This window comes from Ruminococcus sp. XPD3002, assembly GCA_900119535.1.
In the GTDB taxonomy this organism is placed as follows: Bacteria; Bacillota; Clostridia; order Oscillospirales; family Ruminococcaceae; genus Ruminococcus; species Ruminococcus flavefaciens_H.
Genome location: FPJT01000002.1, coordinates 280,058 through 299,010, shown reverse-complemented (window position 1 = coordinate 299,010; position 18,953 = coordinate 280,058). Strand labels below are relative to the sequence as shown.

At 47.3% G+C, this 18,953-nt stretch carries 14 protein-coding genes; all 14 read left to right on the top strand.

Annotated elements, in window-relative coordinates:
• Window positions 1-104 precede the first annotated feature (104 nt).
• The 14 genes from guaB to BT127_RS02690 all read left to right on the top strand — a co-directional run bounded on the left by guaB (window position 105) and on the right by BT127_RS02690 (window position 18,366).
• On the top strand, window positions 105-1,577 hold the full coding sequence (gene guaB / locus BT127_RS02755; RefSeq protein WP_075423492.1) for an IMP dehydrogenase: 1,473 nt from the start codon (window positions 105-107) through the stop codon (window positions 1,575-1,577).
• A 205-nt stretch (window positions 1,578-1,782) separates the two neighbouring features.
• Window positions 1,783-2,289, top strand: coding sequence for a CarD family transcriptional regulator (locus BT127_RS02750; protein ID WP_075423491.1), 507 nt, complete (start codon window positions 1,783-1,785; stop codon window positions 2,287-2,289).
• Window positions 2,290-2,635: 346 nt separating this feature from the next.
• Window positions 2,636-3,016, top strand: a complete 381-nt coding sequence (locus BT127_RS02745; RefSeq protein WP_075423490.1) for a hypothetical protein — start codon at window positions 2,636-2,638, stop codon at window positions 3,014-3,016.
• A 7-nt stretch (window positions 3,017-3,023) separates the two neighbouring features.
• Complete coding sequence (locus BT127_RS02740) at window positions 3,024-3,569, top strand: transposase (RefSeq protein WP_139275362.1); 546 nt, start codon at window positions 3,024-3,026, stop codon at window positions 3,567-3,569.
• A gap of 2 nt (window positions 3,570-3,571) precedes the next feature.
• Window positions 3,572-5,512, top strand: coding sequence for a threonine--tRNA ligase (gene thrS / locus BT127_RS02735; RefSeq protein ID WP_075423488.1), 1,941 nt, complete (start codon window positions 3,572-3,574; stop codon window positions 5,510-5,512).
• A gap of 310 nt (window positions 5,513-5,822) precedes the next feature.
• The gene (locus BT127_RS02730; RefSeq protein ID WP_082334875.1) at window positions 5,823-8,732 is read left to right on the top strand and encodes an extracellular solute-binding protein; all 2,910 of its coding nucleotides are present in this window, start codon (window positions 5,823-5,825) and stop codon (window positions 8,730-8,732) included.
• Window positions 8,733-8,751: 19 nt separating this feature from the next.
• Window positions 8,752-9,693 (top strand): carbohydrate ABC transporter permease, encoded by a 942-nt coding sequence (locus tag BT127_RS02725; protein WP_175541902.1) that lies wholly within the window; start codon window positions 8,752-8,754, stop codon window positions 9,691-9,693.
• Window positions 9,694-9,704: 11 nt separating this feature from the next.
• Window positions 9,705-10,577, top strand: coding sequence for a carbohydrate ABC transporter permease (locus BT127_RS02720; protein ID WP_075423487.1), 873 nt, complete (start codon window positions 9,705-9,707; stop codon window positions 10,575-10,577).
• An 11-nt stretch (window positions 10,578-10,588) separates the two neighbouring features.
• A complete protein-coding gene (locus BT127_RS02715; RefSeq protein WP_082334874.1) occupies window positions 10,589-12,079 on the top strand; it encodes a hypothetical protein in 1,491 nt (496 codons plus the stop codon).
• A gap of 3 nt (window positions 12,080-12,082) precedes the next feature.
• Window positions 12,083-12,712: a Yip1 family protein gene (locus tag BT127_RS02710; RefSeq protein ID WP_075423486.1), complete on the top strand. Its 630-nt coding sequence runs from the start codon at window positions 12,083-12,085 to the stop codon at window positions 12,710-12,712.
• An 18-nt stretch (window positions 12,713-12,730) separates the two neighbouring features.
• Window positions 12,731-15,541, top strand: coding sequence for a DUF5696 domain-containing protein (locus BT127_RS02705; RefSeq protein WP_075423485.1), 2,811 nt, complete (start codon window positions 12,731-12,733; stop codon window positions 15,539-15,541).
• Between the two features lie 4 nt (window positions 15,542-15,545).
• Window positions 15,546-16,469, top strand: a complete 924-nt coding sequence (locus BT127_RS02700; RefSeq protein WP_075423484.1) for a carbohydrate ABC transporter permease — start codon at window positions 15,546-15,548, stop codon at window positions 16,467-16,469.
• 11 nt (window positions 16,470-16,480) lie between these two features.
• On the top strand, window positions 16,481-17,470 hold the full coding sequence (locus tag BT127_RS02695) for a carbohydrate ABC transporter permease (RefSeq protein ID WP_082334873.1): 990 nt from the start codon (window positions 16,481-16,483) through the stop codon (window positions 17,468-17,470).
• Window positions 17,471-18,078: 608 nt separating this feature from the next.
• Entirely contained in the window at window positions 18,079-18,366 is a 288-nt protein-coding gene (locus BT127_RS02690) for a hypothetical protein (RefSeq protein ID WP_075423483.1), read from the top strand.
• Window positions 18,367-18,953 lie beyond the last annotated feature (587 nt).

The window sequence follows — 18,953 nt, the reverse complement described above, 5'->3', positions numbered from 1 at the left end:
CTATTGACACTCGGGCGAAAAAATAGTATCATTAAAAGTAATAAACCCACGTTTGGTGTCCCTTACAAACGCAGGGGACCGGGAAGTATTAAGGAGGAATTAGCATGCTTACGGACATGAACAGCAAATTTCAGAAAGAGGGTCTCACCTTTGACGATGTTCTTCTGATACCCGCAAAATCAGACGTTACCCCCAACATGATCGACCTTACCACTAAGCTCACTAAAACTATCACTCTCAACACACCTATCATGACTGCCGCTATGGATACTGTCACAGATTCACGTATGGCTATCGCTATCGCAAGAGAGGGCGGTATCGGTATCATCCACAAGAATATGACTATCGAACAGCAGGCTGATGAGGTTGACAAGGTTAAGCGTTCGGAAAACGGAGTTATCGTTAACCCGTTCTCGCTCACCGAGGATCACATCGTTGCAGACGCTGATGAGCTTATGGGTAAATACAAGATATCAGGCGTTCCGATAGTTGATGACAAGAACAAGCTCGTCGGTATCATCACAAACCGTGATATGCGCTTCCTTACAGACTTCAATGCGAAGATCTCCGAGGTCATGACAAAGGACAACCTCATTACTGCTCCCGTAGGTACTAACCTCGAACAGGCTCAGGAGATCCTCCGCAAGCACAAGATCGAAAAGCTCCCGATAGTTGACAAGAGAGGTCACTTAAAGGGACTCATCACTATAAAGGATATCGAGAAATCGGTACAGTATCCTAACTCTGCACGTGACGCTAAGGGCAGACTCCTCTGCGGCGCTGCTATCGGCGTTACAGCAAACGTTCTCGACAGAGCTAAGGCTCTTATCGATGCTCAGGTCGATGTACTCGTTCTCGACTCTGCTCACGGACACAGTGCAAACATCCTCAAATGTCTCTCAATGGTCAAGGAAGCTTACCCCGATATCCCTGTTATCGCAGGTAATATCGCTACAGCAGCCGCTGCCGAGGACCTCATCAAGGCAGGCGCAGACTGCGTAAAGGTCGGCATCGGACCAGGTTCTATCTGTACTACCCGTGTAGTTGCAGGTATCGGCGTTCCACAGATCACTGCTGTTTATGATGTTGCATGTGTTGCTCAGAAGTACGGTATCCCTGTTATCGCTGACGGCGGTATCAAATACTCAGGCGATATAGTCAAGGCTCTCGCCGCAGGTGCAAACGTAGTAATGCTCGGTTCACTCCTTGCAGGCTGTGCAGAAGCTCCCGGTGAGACTGAGATATACCAGGGACGTCAGTTCAAGGTATACCGCGGAATGGGAAGTCTCGGCGCTATGGCTAACGGCTCCAAGGACAGATACTTCCAGGAGGGCGCTAAGAAGCTCGTTCCGGAAGGTGTTGAAGGCCGTGTACCTTTCAAGGGCCCTGTTGCTGATACTATCTTCCAGCTCGTCGGCGGAATCCGTTCAGGTATGGGCTACTGCGGTTGCGTAAACATCCCCAAGCTCCACGATAACGCTCAGTTCATCCGCATCACAGGTGCAGGACTTAAAGAGAGCCATCCTCACGATATCTACATCACCAAGGAAGCTCCTAACTACTCAACACAGATATAACTCGTATTTCAAGGGAGTCCTAATCAGGACTCCCTTTCCTGTTCCATGCGCAGAATAGACAAATCCGTTTTCCAGTTTTGTACATTATGCCTATGACATTTTGCACGGAATTATGTTATAATAATAGTATCAACGTGTAGTCGCTAATTCTGATGTAAATCCGGTTGAGCGTCTGCACCTTTTTATTTTTTCGGGAGGTATTGTTATGTATAACGTTAATGACGCAGTTATGTATGCTTCTTACGGTGTGTGTATCATCAAAGCCATAGAGACTCGTGATTTCAGCGGCGAAGATGTGGAATACTACGTTTTTCAGCCTGTAGGCGACGATAGAAATACATTCTATGTGCCTACCGAAAACAGTCCGCTTCTTGATAAGATGCGTCAGGTATATTCAAAGAAAGAAGTCGAGGACCTGATAAGTATAATGCCCGAAGAAAGCGATATATGGATCGATAACGACGCTCAGCGCAAAGAGGAGTTCCGCTCGATAATCGATCAGGGCGACAGACGTGAGCTTGTTAAGCTCATAAAAACTCTCTATTCCCGCAAGCTGAAGCTCAACGAGGGACACAAAAAGCTCCACTCCTCCGATGAGAGATTCCTCACCGAAGCCGAACATATGCTGTATGACGAGTTCGCTTATGCCCTCAACATCCCCCGTGAACAGGTGCTTCCTTACATAAAGCAGGCTATTGACAGGGCTTCTTAACATTCCTTACGATACGTGTCCTCCGTTTTCTGGATTGTTTTTCAAAGAACTATTGACAAAGCTATAAATCTATGCTATTATTACATTATACACTTAAAACTGTGAAGAGGAAGGCTCGGTCCGATATAACTGTTTACAGAGAGCTGCCGTTCGGTGCAAGGCAGTAGCAGTCGGGATCACAGCACACCGCCTCCGAGTTCGTCCAATAAACGACGGGCGCTCCCGTTACAGAGCACTTGAGATACGGATAGCATCCGTGTGAATCAGGGTGGAACCACGGTAATTATCGTCCCTTTTGCCTGCTTAAGGCTTAAGGGACTTTTTTGCGCTTCGGGAGGTGATAAGTATGAGCAATATAATTTACAACAAGCAGGAAGAAGCCTACGAGCTGCCTTATAAGCTCTGGGGTACCACTCAGACCGTCCGATTCTATACGGAAAATGAAGAGGACATTATGAAAAACCTCTCGGAGATAGCCAAAAAGCTCGATAAACTCGACGGAAGCAAAAATACTATCGCCGAAATGATAATCGATGATGGCTACTATGAGGGAGGTTCTCCCGATGCGCTGGCAAAGCTACTCTCGCTGGAAAATGTTTACATCGACTTCGACGAGGGAGATATCATCGTCTGCTTCGATACAGGTACCGATGACGGTTTTATGCGTGACAGAGTCCACATAGAACTGTTTGCAGATATTTTCGAGGTGACAGGCTGGGTAGGTTGATATGGACATGCCCCACAGAAAAGATATCCGCCTTAAAAATTACGATTATTCACGGAACGGCGCGTATTTCGTGACTATATGCACGAAGCATAAACAGCATTATTTTTGGGATTACAGCAAACCTGTAGGGGGCGATGCCCACATCGCCCCGAACATTAATGAAAATAACAATATTACAACGCCATTACCGTTCGAATTATCAAATATCGGTCGGATCTTAAAAAGACATATTGAAAATATAAATGGCATAAAAAAATATGTTATTATGCCAAACCATATCCATCTGATTATAAAAATTGAAAATGATTATACGAACCACGATGGGGCGATGTGGGCATCGCCCCCTACACAATCGTTACCTAAATTGATACGTTCATTAAAAATTCTGGTAACAAAAGAAGCAGGATTTTCTCCTTGGCAGCGTAATTATTATGATCATATAATTCGTAATGACAAGGAATTATCCAGGATTTGGCAATACATCGAATCCAATCCCGAAAATTGGGAGAACGATGAATTATTCATAAACGAAAATATTAAAAAGGAGAAATAACCATGATAAAATTAACACTTCCTGACGGCAGCGCAAGAGAGATCGAAGCTGCACAGTCAGCCGCAGAAATAATCAAGGGCATAGGCATGGGACTTTACAAGGCTGCATGCTGTGTCAAGATCAACGGAGAGGTCAAGGACCTCCGTACAGTTATCGACAGCGACTGCAAGTTCGAGGTATGCACATTCGACTGTCTCGACGGTAAGAAGACTTTCTGGCATACTGCTTCACATATCCTTGCTCAGGCAGTTAAGAGACTTTATCCTTCAGCAAAGCTTGCTATCGGTCCTGCTATCGACAACGGATTCTACTATGATTTCGACCTTGAAAAGCCTTTCACTCCCGAAGAACTCGAAAAGATCGAGGCTGAAATGAAGAAGATCGTCAAGGAAGACCTCGAACTCGAGCAGTTCGAGCTTGCACCTGCTGACGCTGTAGCTAAGCTCAAGGATATGGACGAGCCTTACAAGGTAGAACTCTGCGAGGAGCATGTCGGCAAGGGTGAGCCTATCTCATTCTACAAGCAGGGCGAATTCACAGACCTCTGTGCAGGTCCTCACCTTATGACAACAGGTCCCGTAAAGGCATTCAAACTTCTCTCATGCACAGGTGCTTACTGGAGAGGCAACGAGAACAACAAGATGCTCAGCCGTGTTTACGCTATCGCATTCCCTAAGGCTTCACAGCTGGATGAATACATAAAGATGATCGAGGAAGCTAAGCTTCGCGACCACAAGAAGCTCGGCAAGGAGCTCGCTCTCTTCATGTTCGACCGTACTGCTCCCGGTATGCCTTACTGGCTCCCAAGAGGCTGGAAGCTCTTCAACGCACTTCTTGAATACTGGAGAGGCGTTCACGAGGAACACGATTACACCGAGATTTCAGGTCCTGTGCTCTCCAAGAAGGAGCTCTGGGTAACTTCAGGTCACTGGGATCATTACCAGGACGGCATGTTCGTTATCCCTTCCGAGGACGAGAACGAAGTATACTGTGCTAAGCCAATGAACTGCCCTAACGCTATCAAGGTTTACATGAACAAGCAGCGTTCCTACAAGGAGCTCCCCCTTAAGTTCAATCAGGTAGACGTTATCCACCGTAAGGAGAAGTCAGGCGAGCTCAACGGACTCTTCCGTGTTCAGCAGTTCAGACAGGACGACGCTCACATCCTTGTAACTGAGGAGCAGATATCATCAGAGATCAACGATATCATGGATATCGCAACAGAGATATACGATACATTCGGTCTTGAATACAAGGCAGAGCTTTCAACACGTCCCGATGACTACATGGGCGATATAAACGTATGGAACAAGGCTGAGGCTGACCTTAAGGCTATCCTCGAAGAAAAGTACGGTCCCGACGGCTATGAGCTCAACGAGGGCGACGGTGCATTCTACGGTCCAAAGATCGACCTTAAGATGAAGGACGCTATCGGACGTGAGTGGCAGATGGGTACCATCCAGCTCGACTTCCAGCTTCCTCTCAACTTCAGCATGAAGTACATCGCTTCAGACGGATCTGAGAAGCAGCCTGTAATGATCCACCGTGCTATATTCGGTTCATTCGAGAGATTCATCGGTATCATCACAGAGAACTTCAAGGGTGCATTCCCGTTCTGGCTCTCACCAATGCAGGTAGGTATCGTTCCTATCAGAACAGAGCACAACGAGTACGCTAAGAAGGTAGCCGCACTCCTTAAAAAGAACCGAATCAGAGTTGAAGCTGACTACACAGACGACAACATGAAGAACAAGATCAGAAGATTCAAGGACTACAAGGATCCGTATGTTGTTATCATCGGTGACAGCGAGGCTGAAAATGAACAGGTATCTATCAACATCAGAGGAAACAAGCAGCTCAAGAACGTACCTCTCGACAAGTTCATCGAGATGTGTACTTCAATGAACGAGAGTCATTCTCTCGATATAATCGATACACTCTGATATCAATAACGATCAGCAAGGGGACCGCTTCGGCGGTCTCTTTTTGCTGATCGCTTTGTGCAATAAGGAACCCTGTCCCTCACAATGCACCCCGCTTATTTGTATCTTATTGTATTTATATCGTAAGTTCTTATCTCGATCGGTAACAGTGACAACTCTCCTGCGTTCTTGACAATACAACGCATATTTGATATACTTATTTATGTAAAAATGCACCCCGAATCACTCCGCTCCGATGCTCTCGGATGCACTATCACCACGGTGCAGCAACGAGGGATAACAGACTGTCCGCAAAAGGGGGACTGATGATATGAATGGAAAAAAACTATGCCTGAAACTGCTTTCGGGTATTTTTTCATGCCTTATGATACCTGTCAGCTTCCCGACGGCTTCACTTGCTGCCGATACTCCCGACAGCGGCTATTACCCTATCAAGCCCATAGACACGTCTGTTCCTACGTATCACGAATACCTCGGTACACACGGCGAAAGCTGTCCCGAAGATACCGAGATCAGCATAAAGGGCTCGGACTATTCATCCGCAGAGAACGGCGAATTCACCGTTGAAAGCTACGGCTCTGATGATGAGCTTCACGAGGATGTTCTGGTGTGGTCAAGCGCCGAGGGGCAAGTCACTTACGATATAGATGTCCCCGAAACAGGCAGCTATTGCATCGATATGACCTATTTCCCCATGCAGTCAGGCAGTTCTGATATCGAGCTTTCACTGACTGTCGACGGCAGTACTCCCTTTGACTCGGCTTCGAGGGTAGTTCTCAGCCGTGTATGGGTGAACAAGAAGGATATCTACACAGATTCAAGAGGTAATCAGGTGCGTCCTTCGCAGGTTCAGGACGGCATGTGGCTCACACGGTCAATAAGCGATCCCGACGGTCTGTACGATGCGCCCCTTGCGTTCTATCTGGAAAAGGGACACCATACCCTCGGCATTTCCTCGGAACGTGCGGAGTTCGCCATAGATACGATAGATATACGCTCTCCCGAAGCGCTCCCCACATATACCGAATACGTTGCTTCACTTGGCGGAGCATCAAAGGACACAGAGTCCGCACTGATACGCATAGAGGGCGAAAATGCCGCATACAAGTCCGATCCGACGCTGTGTCCCACTACAGACAGCACAAGCTGTCTCGCCTCACCTGCCGATCCTGTAAAGGTAGTCTACAACACTCTCGGCGGAGGCGGAAAATGGAAAAAATCCGCACAGACTGCGGAATGGGTTATACCTGCGGAAGAGATAGGAAAAGGCGGCTGGTACAGAATAGGCATAAAGGCGCGTCAGGATCAGATGCGAGGATTCAGCTCCAACAGAAGACTCTATATAGACGGAGAAGTTCCCTGCCGGGAACTGGACGATATAAAATTCGGATATGACAAGGACTGGCAGCTTGTAAAGCCTTCCGCTGACGGAAAGGAAATATCGGTATACCTCGAAGGCGGTCGTGACCACACTATAGCTATGGAGTGCGTTACAGGCGAGATAGGCGAACCCCTTCAGAGACTTGATTCCGCAGTCAGGGAGCTTGACCAATGCTACAGAAGCATACTGATGATAACGGGACCGTCTCCCGATAAATACACAGATTACTACGTCCACGAAAAAATACCTACCCTTACGGACGACTTTACCCGTCTTTCGGGCGAACTCCGCTCCATCCGCAACGATATAGAGGCGATCTCGGACAGCAAAGGCTCCGAAGCCGCTATACTGGAAAATCTCGCAGTGATACTGGATAAATGCGTAAAGCATCCCCTGCTTATACCCGACTATATGAAGCAGATAAAGGACAGCCTTACCTCCGTTTCCGCATGGCTCAGGGACTACCGTGACCAGCCCCTTGAAGTGGACTATATAGAGCTTGCCTCGGAGGGCAGAAGCTTCAGCCGTGTTAAGCCGAAACTCTGGGAAGCCATTTCTTTCGGCATACGCTCATTCTTCGGCTCGTTTTTCGAGGACTATACGACACTCTCGGATGTTGATGACAAGGATGCACTGAATGTGTGGGTAAGTCTCGGACGTGACCAGGCTCAGGTCGTAAAGGAGCTTACCGAAAACAGCTTCATCCCCGAATATGGCATCCCCGTATCGGTTAACCTTGTATCAGGCGGCATCATCGAAGCATCCCTTGCAGGCAAAGGTCCCGATGTTGCGCTGTTCTTAGGCGGTGAATTCCCCGTAAATCTTGCTGCAAGAGGACTCATCGAGGACGTTTCGCAGTTCCCCGATTATGCCGAAACTGCACAGCGTTTCCAGGAAAACGCAATGACTCCCTACACATTCGGAAACGGCATATACGGACTTCCCATAAGTCAGTCATGGCCGATGATGTTTTACAGAACGGATATACTCTCGGAGCTCGGAATAACATCTCCCCCCGAGACCTGGTCGGAGCTCATAGACATGCTCCCTGCCCTGCAAAGGAACTACATGTCCGCAGGACTGGTGCTTCCTCCGAATAACATCTCTCCCGCAACGGAAACGGGACACACCTTCGCAATGCTCATGCTGCAGAAGGGACAGAATTACTATAACGAGGACCTGTCCGCATCCTGCTTCAGTACAGTTGATGCAGTGCAGTCCTTTGAGGAGTGGACGGACTTCTACACTAAGTACAGCTTTGAACAGAGCTACGATCCTTTCAGCAGATTCCGCACAGGCGAATACCCCATAGTCATTTCCAATTATACCTTCTTCAATCAGCTTTCCGCTGCTGCTCCCGAAATAAAGGGACTCTGGGATTTCTGTCAGGTGCCCGGTACGGTACAGAGTGACGGAAGCATATCCCATGCGGCTAACTCCAACGGCTCGGGAGCTGTCATATTCAGCAAAGTCAAGAACAAAGAGGACGCCTGGAAGTACATAAGCTGGTTCACCGATACTGAAACGCAGGTGGAGTACGCTTCGCAGATAGAGGGACTAATGGGTATCATGGGACGCTTCGACACCGCAAACACCGAAGCATTACAGCGCCTTTCATGGTCAAAGGACGAGCTTGAACGTCTGAACGCCCAGCGCAGTCAGCTTACAGAGATACCGATAATACCTGCATCCTATGCAGTTACGAGAAATATAATGAATGCCTTCCGTGAAACAGTCAACGAAGGCGAAAATCCCCGTGATACACTTATCTGGTACAACAGGGATATAAATGACGAGATAGAAAGAAAACGCCGTGAGATCGAAAAATACAGCGGCTGAATGAAAGGAGGCGGAAGCTTTGGCTGAAATATCTGCCGAAAACATCGGAAAACGCACAAAAAAAGAGCAGCGCCGTGAACTGTGGCGCTCGGTAAAGCGCAGCAAGGAATGCTACGGCATGATAGCGCCTTTCATGCTGTTCTTCATCATATTCACGGTCATACCTGTCATAATGTCCCTGCCTATGGGATTTACCGACTTCAATATGGCAGAGCCGCCGAAGTTCGTGGGACTTTCAAACTACGCAACGCTCTTCCTCTCGGACAAGGTATTCATCCGCTCTATAAGAGTAACGCTGGTATTTGCGCTTCTGACAGGTCCCGTAAGCTATGTGCTGTGCTTTCTGCTGGCGTGGCTTATAAACGAACTCCCACCGAAGCTCCGAACTCTGTTCACTCTCATATTCTACGCCCCCTCAATGGCAAACGTATACACCGTATGGCAGCTTATTTTCAGCGGCGATATGAACGGCTATGCCAACTCGTTCCTTATAAATACGGGACTGATACGCGCCCCTATACAGTGGCTTACGGACGGCAGATACGTTCTCGGAGTCACTATAGTGGTACAGCTATGGATCTCACTTGGCGCAGGCTTCCTTGCCCTCAGGGCAGGCTTCCAGAACATCGACCGCTCACTCTACGAGGCAGGAGCTATAGAAGGTATCCGCAACCGCTGGCAGGAGCTGAGATACATCATTCTCCCCTCTATGGGACCGCAGCTCATGTTTGCCGCAGTTATGCAGATAGTAAGCTCTTTTACAGCAGGCACTGTGGCTCAGAACCTTGTGGGATTCCCGAGTACTGATTACAAGGCGCACACAATTATGACTCACGCCTACGATTACGGCTGGGTACGCTTTGAAATGGGCTATGCATCCGCAATATGCATGGTGCTTTTCGTGGCAATGTACATCTGCAGCCGTCTCATCAGCCGACTTCTCGGCAAGTATACCGACTAAGGAGGCTTTATATGACCAATACAGACAAGCTTAAAGCCTCAAACCGACAGGCAGGCAGAAAACACGGCGGTACTATCGCTATCGGACTGTTTCTTGCAGTTACGGGACTGTTCATGGTACTTCCCATATACCTCACTATAGTCATGTCAGTCAAGCCTGTGGAGGAGCTTTTCATATTTCCTCCGAAGCTGTATGCGGTACGTCCCACTCTTGACAATTTCAGGGATATGTTCCGTGACCTCAACAGCAACCGTGTACCCTTTTCAAGGTACGTCTTCAACAGTCTTGCGGTGACGGTATCCGTAACGGTATTGCAGTGCATATTCTCATCAATGGCTGCATTTACCCTTGCGAAATGCAAATTTCCCGGAAGCAAAGCCATAAACAGCATCATAGTAATCGCCCTGCTGTATCAGAGCAACGTAATATACATCATGCAGTACATAGTTATGTCCAAACTGCATCTTATTGACAATCCTCTGGCACTTATACTCCCCTCGGTGGCATCGCCTATGGGACTCTTCCTCATGCGTCAGTCCATATCGCAGATACCCGATGCCATGATAGAGGCTGCAAAGGTGGACGGTGCAGGACTTTTCCGCATCTGCTGGCAGATAGTCATACCGAATCAGAAGCCTGCACTCATGACGCTGATGATATTCGCATTTCAGGGCGCATGGAACATACAGGCAGGTTCTTGGGTGTTCAAGGAGCAGTATAAAACTCTCCCCACTGTGGTAACTCAGGCAGCAGCCTCGGGACTCGCCAAGGCAGGCGTTGCAATGGCGGCGGCTGTATTCATGCTGCTTCCGCCTGTCATATTCTTCATGCTCGCACAGCGTCAGGTAATCGAGACTATGGCGCATTCGGGCATAAAGGAATAGGAGGTGGCTCTGTGAGGAACATCATCAGAAGAGCTGCCGCTCTCCTTGCTTCGGCAGCAGTACTGTGGGGAGGTTCATTCCCTGCGGCTTTCGCAGGTGAACCCTACGAGGTTTATAACTACGACTGCTGGGGTGAGCCTATCCCCTCTCAGGCAGGATATATAGCGGAACGCGCAGTTTCAGGCACCGACCTCGGTACGTCTCCCTTCAGTTCACCAAGTGACCTGTTCTGCGGTACGGACGGCACTTTCTACATCGCCGATACAGGCAACAACAGGATAGTCGCCGCAGACAGCGGACTCAGCTCCACAGTTGAGATATACGACCGCTTCACAATGCAGGACGGCAGCACCACACGGCTTAAAGCTCCCACGGGAGTCTTTGTATCCCCCTACAATGGGTATATGTACATTGCGGACCATGATAACTCCCGTGTACTCGTATGCGATACTCAGGGCAGCGTCGAAATGGAGATAACCAAGCCCGATTCGGAGGTCTATGACAGGAACAGGACATTTCTTCCGCAGAAAGTAATTGCCGACAAGGCAGGCAATGTATACGTAGTCCTCAGCAATATAACCACAGGTGCGGCAATGTTCTCGCCAGACGGCGTATTCACGGGATTCTACGGCGCAAACAGAGTTCAGCCGACTATGCAGAGGATAGGCGACTTTTTCGGAAGGCTGTTCATCTCCGAAAAGAAAAAAGCCCGCCAGATGAGAAACATCCCCTCGGGAATAACAAGCTTCGATATAGACGGCGATTTCATCTTCACATGCTCCGCTTCTTCAACTCAGTCCACCGATACAGTGAAGAAGCTAAACGCCGCAGGAAAGAACATTTTCGCAAATATGGACGTTATATTCGGCGACTACACTCCCGTATACGATACCTCACAGAACAGACTTATGGCTCCTGCCATATGCGATATAGACATCGCAGAGGACGGCAATATCAACTGCCTCGACCTTACATCGGGCAGAGTCTTCCAGTACGATGAGGACTGCGGACTGCTTTTCATAACAGGTGCCGTATCAAAACAGCTTGGCGGCTTCGACCAGCCTGCCGCACTTGAATCCTTCGGGAACGACCTTTACGTACTGGATTCAAGCAAGAATACAGTGACAGTTTTCACCGAAACAGACTTCGGCAGCATAGTCCACAAGGCGGCTGCTCTCCACAATGACGGACGCTACGACGAGGCTATAGGTCCATGGCAGGAGGTCCTTGAATACGACGGAAACTACCTGCGCGCCTATGTGGGAATGGCTTCGGGACTTCTCAGGCAGGGCGACTATAAGGGCGCAATGAAATACGCAAAGCTTGCGGAAGCAAGTGACATATACAATAAGGCTTTCGAGGGCTACCGTATGGAGTGGCTAAGGGCAAACTTCGGCATCATTGCCGCAGTCATCGCAGCAGCGGCTGTTTTACTCGCCTTAACCGGCAAACTCAGGAAAAATCACCGCAAAGCTGTTACTACAGAGAAAAAGGAGGGATAGCACATGATGGACCTTACTCAGGCGCAGTGGGTTAAGTACGCAGTAACTCACCCTGCCGAGGGATTTGAGGATATGCGCTGGAAGAAGTCAGGCTCGCTGAAAATAGCCTTCTTCATCGTGTTCCTGCTGTTCCTCTCACGTATTGCCGTGAGCCGACTCTACGGCTTTCAGTTCTATGCGACCTATGACAAGATATTCAACATCATGCCATACATAATACAGAGCTTCGTACTGTTTGCGGTATGGGTAGTGGGAAACTGGTCCGTATGCACTCTTCTGGACGGCGAAGGCACCATGCGTAACATATGCATATACAGCGCCTACGCTCTTATCCCCTTTGTGGCGCAGTCCTTTATAACAACATTGCTGTCCCACTTCCTTATACGTGATGAATCGGTATTCATACAGATAATTCAGATAATCGGTACTGTCTGGACGGTGATACTCCTGTTCTCGGCAATAAGATCGGTACATCAGTACACCTTCGGCAAAACGGTACTGGCTATACTGCTGACCATTGCGGCTATGCTCATAATGCTGTTCCTGCTGGTGCTTTCAATGTCACTGTTACAGCAGGTCTACATCTTCCTTTACACCATATACACCGAGATATCCTACAGGGTACGTGTCTGAGCGAACGGCGGTGAAAGCATGAAAGGAAAAATTAAAAGGCTTTTCCTGTGTCTGACGGCAGCAGCTCTGCTCACGGTATCGGGAAATGCCTATGCAGACAGCAGTGAGGACGATATAACTATCCCCGAACAGACAGAAGAGACCGATACAAAGCCTGCCGACACAAAGCGTAAGGAGTCGGTGGAAAACGTTACAGCTTCAGCTGAGCATATAAAGACCTACCTTAAAAAGATAGGCGAGGCGGACGGTTTTGAAGTGTACCTTAAGGATAAGGACTTCGATGACGAACTATGGGAAGCTGTCGGCGGTAAACCAAAAAAGAAGTCGGAATACACCGACGAACAGAAAAAGACCGATGAGACCGTCAGCGAACTGAAAAAGCTTGGCGAACTTACCGCAGTAGACAAGAAAACAGGTGCTCCTGCGGCTACATTCAAAAAGGGCAGTAAGTCCGACGAGGGACTTATGTACATAAGCGACGGCGGACGCTTCATGCTGACCGTCAGCGAGGACAAGTCAAAGGTACTGAGTATCCGTCAGGTCATATCCACCATAGACGAACCCTGCCTGTTCCGTTCATCAGATAAAAAAGAGCTGTTCCTTACAGACAGAAAGCTTACAAAGATAACCTCCTCATACCGCTTCAAAGGCAGAGATGACGATAAAACTGTATACACATCCACTGCGGACGGCAGCTTCGTATGGCTGTCAGCCGATGAAAAACAGGTTCTCGGAGTGTTCAGGCGTCACGCAGAGAATGAGAACTACTCCATGATAGTTGACGACCGCTATGCAAATATCGGCATCGAGAACAAAAAAACCGGATACATATGGTGGTCCTCACCTCTCGGCGCAGGAAGAGACCGTCTTGCAACTCCGCTTGTAACAGACGATATGCGTTCGTCGCTGAAACTCCGCTACGGAGTGCCTGCAAGCCGTTCAGTGAACAATGTACTGCGCTCAGGCGGCAACGAATGCGATATAAAAGTGACTGATACCGCAAACGGCATAAAAGCGGTATACACCTTCTCATCCGCGGGCTTTACTGTCCCCGTTGAGTACACTCTCGAAGAGGACTGCCTTAAGGCTTCTGTAAAGGTCAGCGAGATAAAAGAGACCAACTCCGCAAATCTTGCCACGGAACTGACAATTATGAGTTCATTCGGTGCAGGCGGCGAAAACGAGGAGGGATATTTCGTTATCCCTGACGGAAGCGGTGCGCTTGTACACTTCAACAACGGGAAAACTATGGACGTAAATGCCTATTCGCAGAGAGTCTACGGTCCCGACTGCACTGCCGTACCAACTACAAGGGGCGCAATTACCGAGCAGATATACATGCCCGTATACGGCATAGTAAAAGAGGATAACGCCCTGCTTACTGTAGCTTCGGGCGGAGATACCAACGCATACATTACTGCACAGACCTCGGGGCAGTCCAACACCACATACAATTTCTGTAACTTCACATTCGTAATGCGAAGCAGTGATACTTTCTATATGTCGGGAAATAACAGCGATAAGCTGACGGTATTCGAGAGCGGTCCCATAAAGTCCGATGATATCGAGCTCCGCTACTATCCCATTACCGCAGAAGATGCAGACTATACGGACGTTGCAGAGTGCTACAGGAACTACCTTATAAACGAGGAGCATATAACTCCCCGTGCAGAGGCAAACTCTTCACCGCTTTACGTAAAACTACTTGGCGGAGTTCAGAAGAAAAAGCCTGTACTCGGCATACCTGTCAATATGAAGCAGTCCGTTACAGATTTCGGTGAAGCTGAGGCTATCCTCGCCGAGCTGAAAGAGAAAGGTGCGGACAGTATCACAGCAGAATATGACAACTGGACCGATGATGGTATATGCAGCAAGATAGATACCTCCGCAAAGCCTTCATCGGTACTCGGCGGAAGCAGAGAGTTCACTTCACTCATAAACTACGCATCCGCAAACGACATCAGGCTTTACCCTTCCGCAGACTACAGGTGCTTCTATTCGGGCAACGGCTACAATTCATTCGGAGACACCGCTGTAAGGGTATCTGGTTCATACTCACGCATAGTCAGCTACGATAAAGCTTACGGTGTGCCCGACGGCGCAAGAAAGAATCTGTCCCTTTTATCACCTGTCTCCTTCGGAAAAGTCTACGGTGAAACTGCGGAAAACTACAGCGCCGCAGGTCTTGAAGGCGTTTCGCTTGGCGATATGACAGCTTCACTTTACGGCGATTACGGCAGGAACTCGATATCACGTGCAAAATGTGCGGAGCTTCTTGAAGAAAACTGCGAAAAGCTCAGTTATTCCCTTGAAAGCGGCATACTTGCAGAAAATGCCAACGCCTTCCTGTTTCCTTACGTAAGCTGTATAACGGACGTTCCTATGTCCTCCAGCAGATTTGATATCTTCAACGAGGATGTGCCTTTCTATCAGATTGTTATGCACGGTCTTATACCATATACAACGGAAGCTGTAAACGGCGATCCCGACAGAGACAGGCTGCTGCTTATGGCTGCGGCTACGGGAAGCAGTCTGAAATACGACCTGCTCAGCTCCGAGACCAGTGAGCTGAAAGACACCGAATACGATATATATTACTATGCCGCAAGCAGCGCTCATACTGACCACGCTGCCGAAAGCTACCGTCTTCTTTCTCCGCTTCTCAAAAAGGTGAGCGGATGCACTATAGAGGACTATAAGACAGAAAACGGCGGCGACCTTATAACTACCGTTTATTCCGACGGCACTAAGGTAGTTACCGACCTTGAAGCAAAGACCGTTACCTATGACGGCAATACCATATTCCTCAGCAGCAAGGAGGTGAAGTGAGGATATGAGCGAAAACAAACAGAAATCACCTCGGCGCAGACTCTCCTATCAGAGAAGAAAGGCACTTTACGGCTACGGATTCCTGTCCCTGTGGATGATAGGAACGCTTATATTCTTCCTTATACCGCTTGTCAAGTCGCTTTGCTACTCGTTCAGCGAAGTATCTGTCGGTACAGGCAGAATGGTGACGGAGTTCGTGGGACTTGATAAGTATGAATATGTTCTTACCGAGGACGGCAAATACACCGACCTTCTGAAATCAACTCTCCTTGAAACTCTGTGGAAAACTCCGCTGATACTTATATTCTCGCTTTTCGTTGCAGTCATGCTGAATCAGAAGTTCCGCGGAAGGACTCTTGCAAGAGCTGTATTCTTCCTTCCCGTAATAATCGCAACAGGTCCCGTATACGCCATTATATCGGGAGATATGAGCTCTACAGGCAATTCGGGAGCAGAGCAGTTCTCCACAATGTTCTCTACGGACCTTGTTGGAAAGCTTCTTCGCTTTCTGGGTATCTACGGCATAAGCGATAAAATGAGCGGTATGATATCGGCAGTTGCGGATAATATATTCGGTATAGTATGGAGTGCAGGCATACAGATCCTCCTCTTTCTTGCCGCATTGCAGACTATACCCTCCACCGCAAGAGAAGCCGCACAGGTCGAGGGTGCTACAGCATGGGAATACTTCTGGAAGATAACCTTCCCCTGCGTAAGTCCATATATTCTCGCAAACCTTATATTCACCGTCATCGATTCCTTTACAAGTCCCACCAATGCGGTAATGAAACGTATACACGATATGGGCGAGGACTGGCGCTTCGGAGAAGCTTCCGCAATGGCGTGGGTATACTTTGCAGTGGTAATGGCTGCAATAGTAGTTATAACGCTCATCGTAAACAAAATGATATACTACGAGGTAGAATAGGGGGCTAAAGTATGACTGATACAAATATACAGACTGTTCCCGAAAATACCACGGAAAATAAACCCGAATTCTCAAAAGAGGAACGCTCCTATTTCAGAAGAAAAGCTGTTACGGACAGAGTGTGGCCTTTCTTCAGGACGTTCATCCTCATAGGACTCAGCTTCGTTATCCTCTATCCGCTTATATATATGGTAAGCTGTACTTTCCGTGAACGCGGCGATATGAACGATCCTACAGTAATGTGGATACCCCGTCATTATACCCTTGACGTTCTGAAAGAAACTGTTCAGGCTATGGACTTCTGGAACACATTGAAGAATACACTGATACTGAATATCGGCTGTTCACTGGTACAGGTCATATCCTGCGCCATAACAGGATACGGCTTTGCAAGATTCAGCTTCAAAGGCAAAAAGCTTCTCTTCGGTATAGTCATAATGATGATACTCGTTCCGCCGCAGGTCATATCCCTTCCGCTGTATTCGCAGTTCCGCTTCTTCGGCATAGGCGACCTTACGGTGAACCTTATCGACTCTATGGCTACAATGTACCTTCCTGCACTAACCGCAAACGGTATTCGTGCAGGACTGATGATACTTATTTTCCGCCAGTTTTTCAGGGGACTCCCCCGTGAACTTGAAGATGCCGCATACATCGACGGATGCGGTCCGCTCCGCACCTTCATTCAGGTCATGGCTCCTAACGCAGCGTCGGCTTTCCTTACGGTTTTCCTTTTCTCGGTCGTATGGTACTGGAACGACTATTACGTAAGCTCCACATTCTTCACCAATACAAGAACTATAGCTCTGATGCTCCAGAACCTCGATACAGAGCTGAAGGTACGTCTTTTTAATTCGGCAACAGCGGATGTGTCTCCCCGTGAGCAGATAGTCTGGAAAGAGGCAGGCTGTCTTATTTCCATAACTCCGATACTTATAATGTATGTATGCCTTCAGAAATACTTTACAGAAGGCATAGAGCGTTCGGGAATAGTGTCATGATCCGATCAAACAAGCTGTTTTTTGCCGTATAAACAGTTTCAACGTCTTTTTAACGGAAAAATGTTGCTTTTTTCTTTCTGCTGTGATAATATATAAACCGACTCATAAAGATATAAGGAGGTAATCATCCATACTGAGAACATTTTTAAACTATCTCTCTAAACGTCTTGCTTTGCAATACGCAGTATTAATATTCGTATCGATACTCTGTGCCGGCTCTGCATTCGGGTTCGGTTCATGCATCGGAAGATTCTTATTTACTCTTTTGCACTGAATGACCTTCTCTTAAAAGCATACCCTCTCATAAAACGAAGCGGTATGCTTTTTATTATCTTTTTCCGCAAAAAAGCATTTTCATCTGCCGAATAACCGTTTTCACCGACCATTCCCCCAAAAACCCGTTTTCACCTACCGTTTAACGGAAAACTATTGTGTTTTTTTTGCATCATGCTATAATAGAATCATGAGGTGAGCACAAAGAAAGAAAACACCTCAGAAATTCCTTTTCTAAGGTATCTCAGCCTAACCTTCAAGCGCGCGTAGTATGGAATGGCTTTGATATAAATACATTAAAAAACAATATTAAAAAAATTCAGGAGGAATTTACAATGGAAAATGTAATGAATTATGGTTTTGTTGAACTCTCTAACGATGAAATGGAGATGCTCGAAGGCGGTAAATGGTATCATGTAGTTGGTGCTGTAGTAGGCGGCGTAGTAGGCTGCGTTGGTGGCGGAATGACTGGTGCTGTTGCTGGAGGAGCAGTAGGAACATTTACTATTCCTGGTATTGGCACTTTAAGCGGAGCGGCAGTAGGTCTTGTTGGCGGCGCAATTACAGGCGCAGGCGCAGGCGCTGTTGGTGGAGCTACACTTGCAGACTACTTTGCAAAGTAACGTATATTTTATAGTTAATATTGATAGTGAATGACTGTTTACGATTTGATATTCACTACCGCTATTTATTATGGAGAGTGATTTATTGTGTGTAAATATAATGAAAATGAAGAATTAATAAAAACACCAGCAGCTAAACGTTCTGTGATTCTTTTCTTGCTTGGAATCCCTATGATATACGTAGCTTCTTTAGGTAAAGAAAATATTTTTTGCTTAATCATTTCAATTGCATACGTGATTTTACTTTTTGTAAATGGGATTATTAGTTTTCCTATTATAATAAAAAATATATACAAGAAAAATAAAAACAAATAGTTATCGTTGATAGCAACTATACTCTATTATTCTAATAGAAAGAGAGTATTTTGCTTTATTAGATGATTTTCGCAGAGTGGTGATACGACCTGCCGAATAACCATTTTCACCGAACGTTTAACGAAAATTGTGTTTTTGGGCTTCAAGCTATTATAAAAACTGAAGTAAACATTTTATAAAGAAAAAGGTTATAACTCATGCTAAAACAGTTTTTAAATATCTCTCAAAACGTCCCGCTTTGCAATATGCAGTATTAATATTTGCAACGTTCC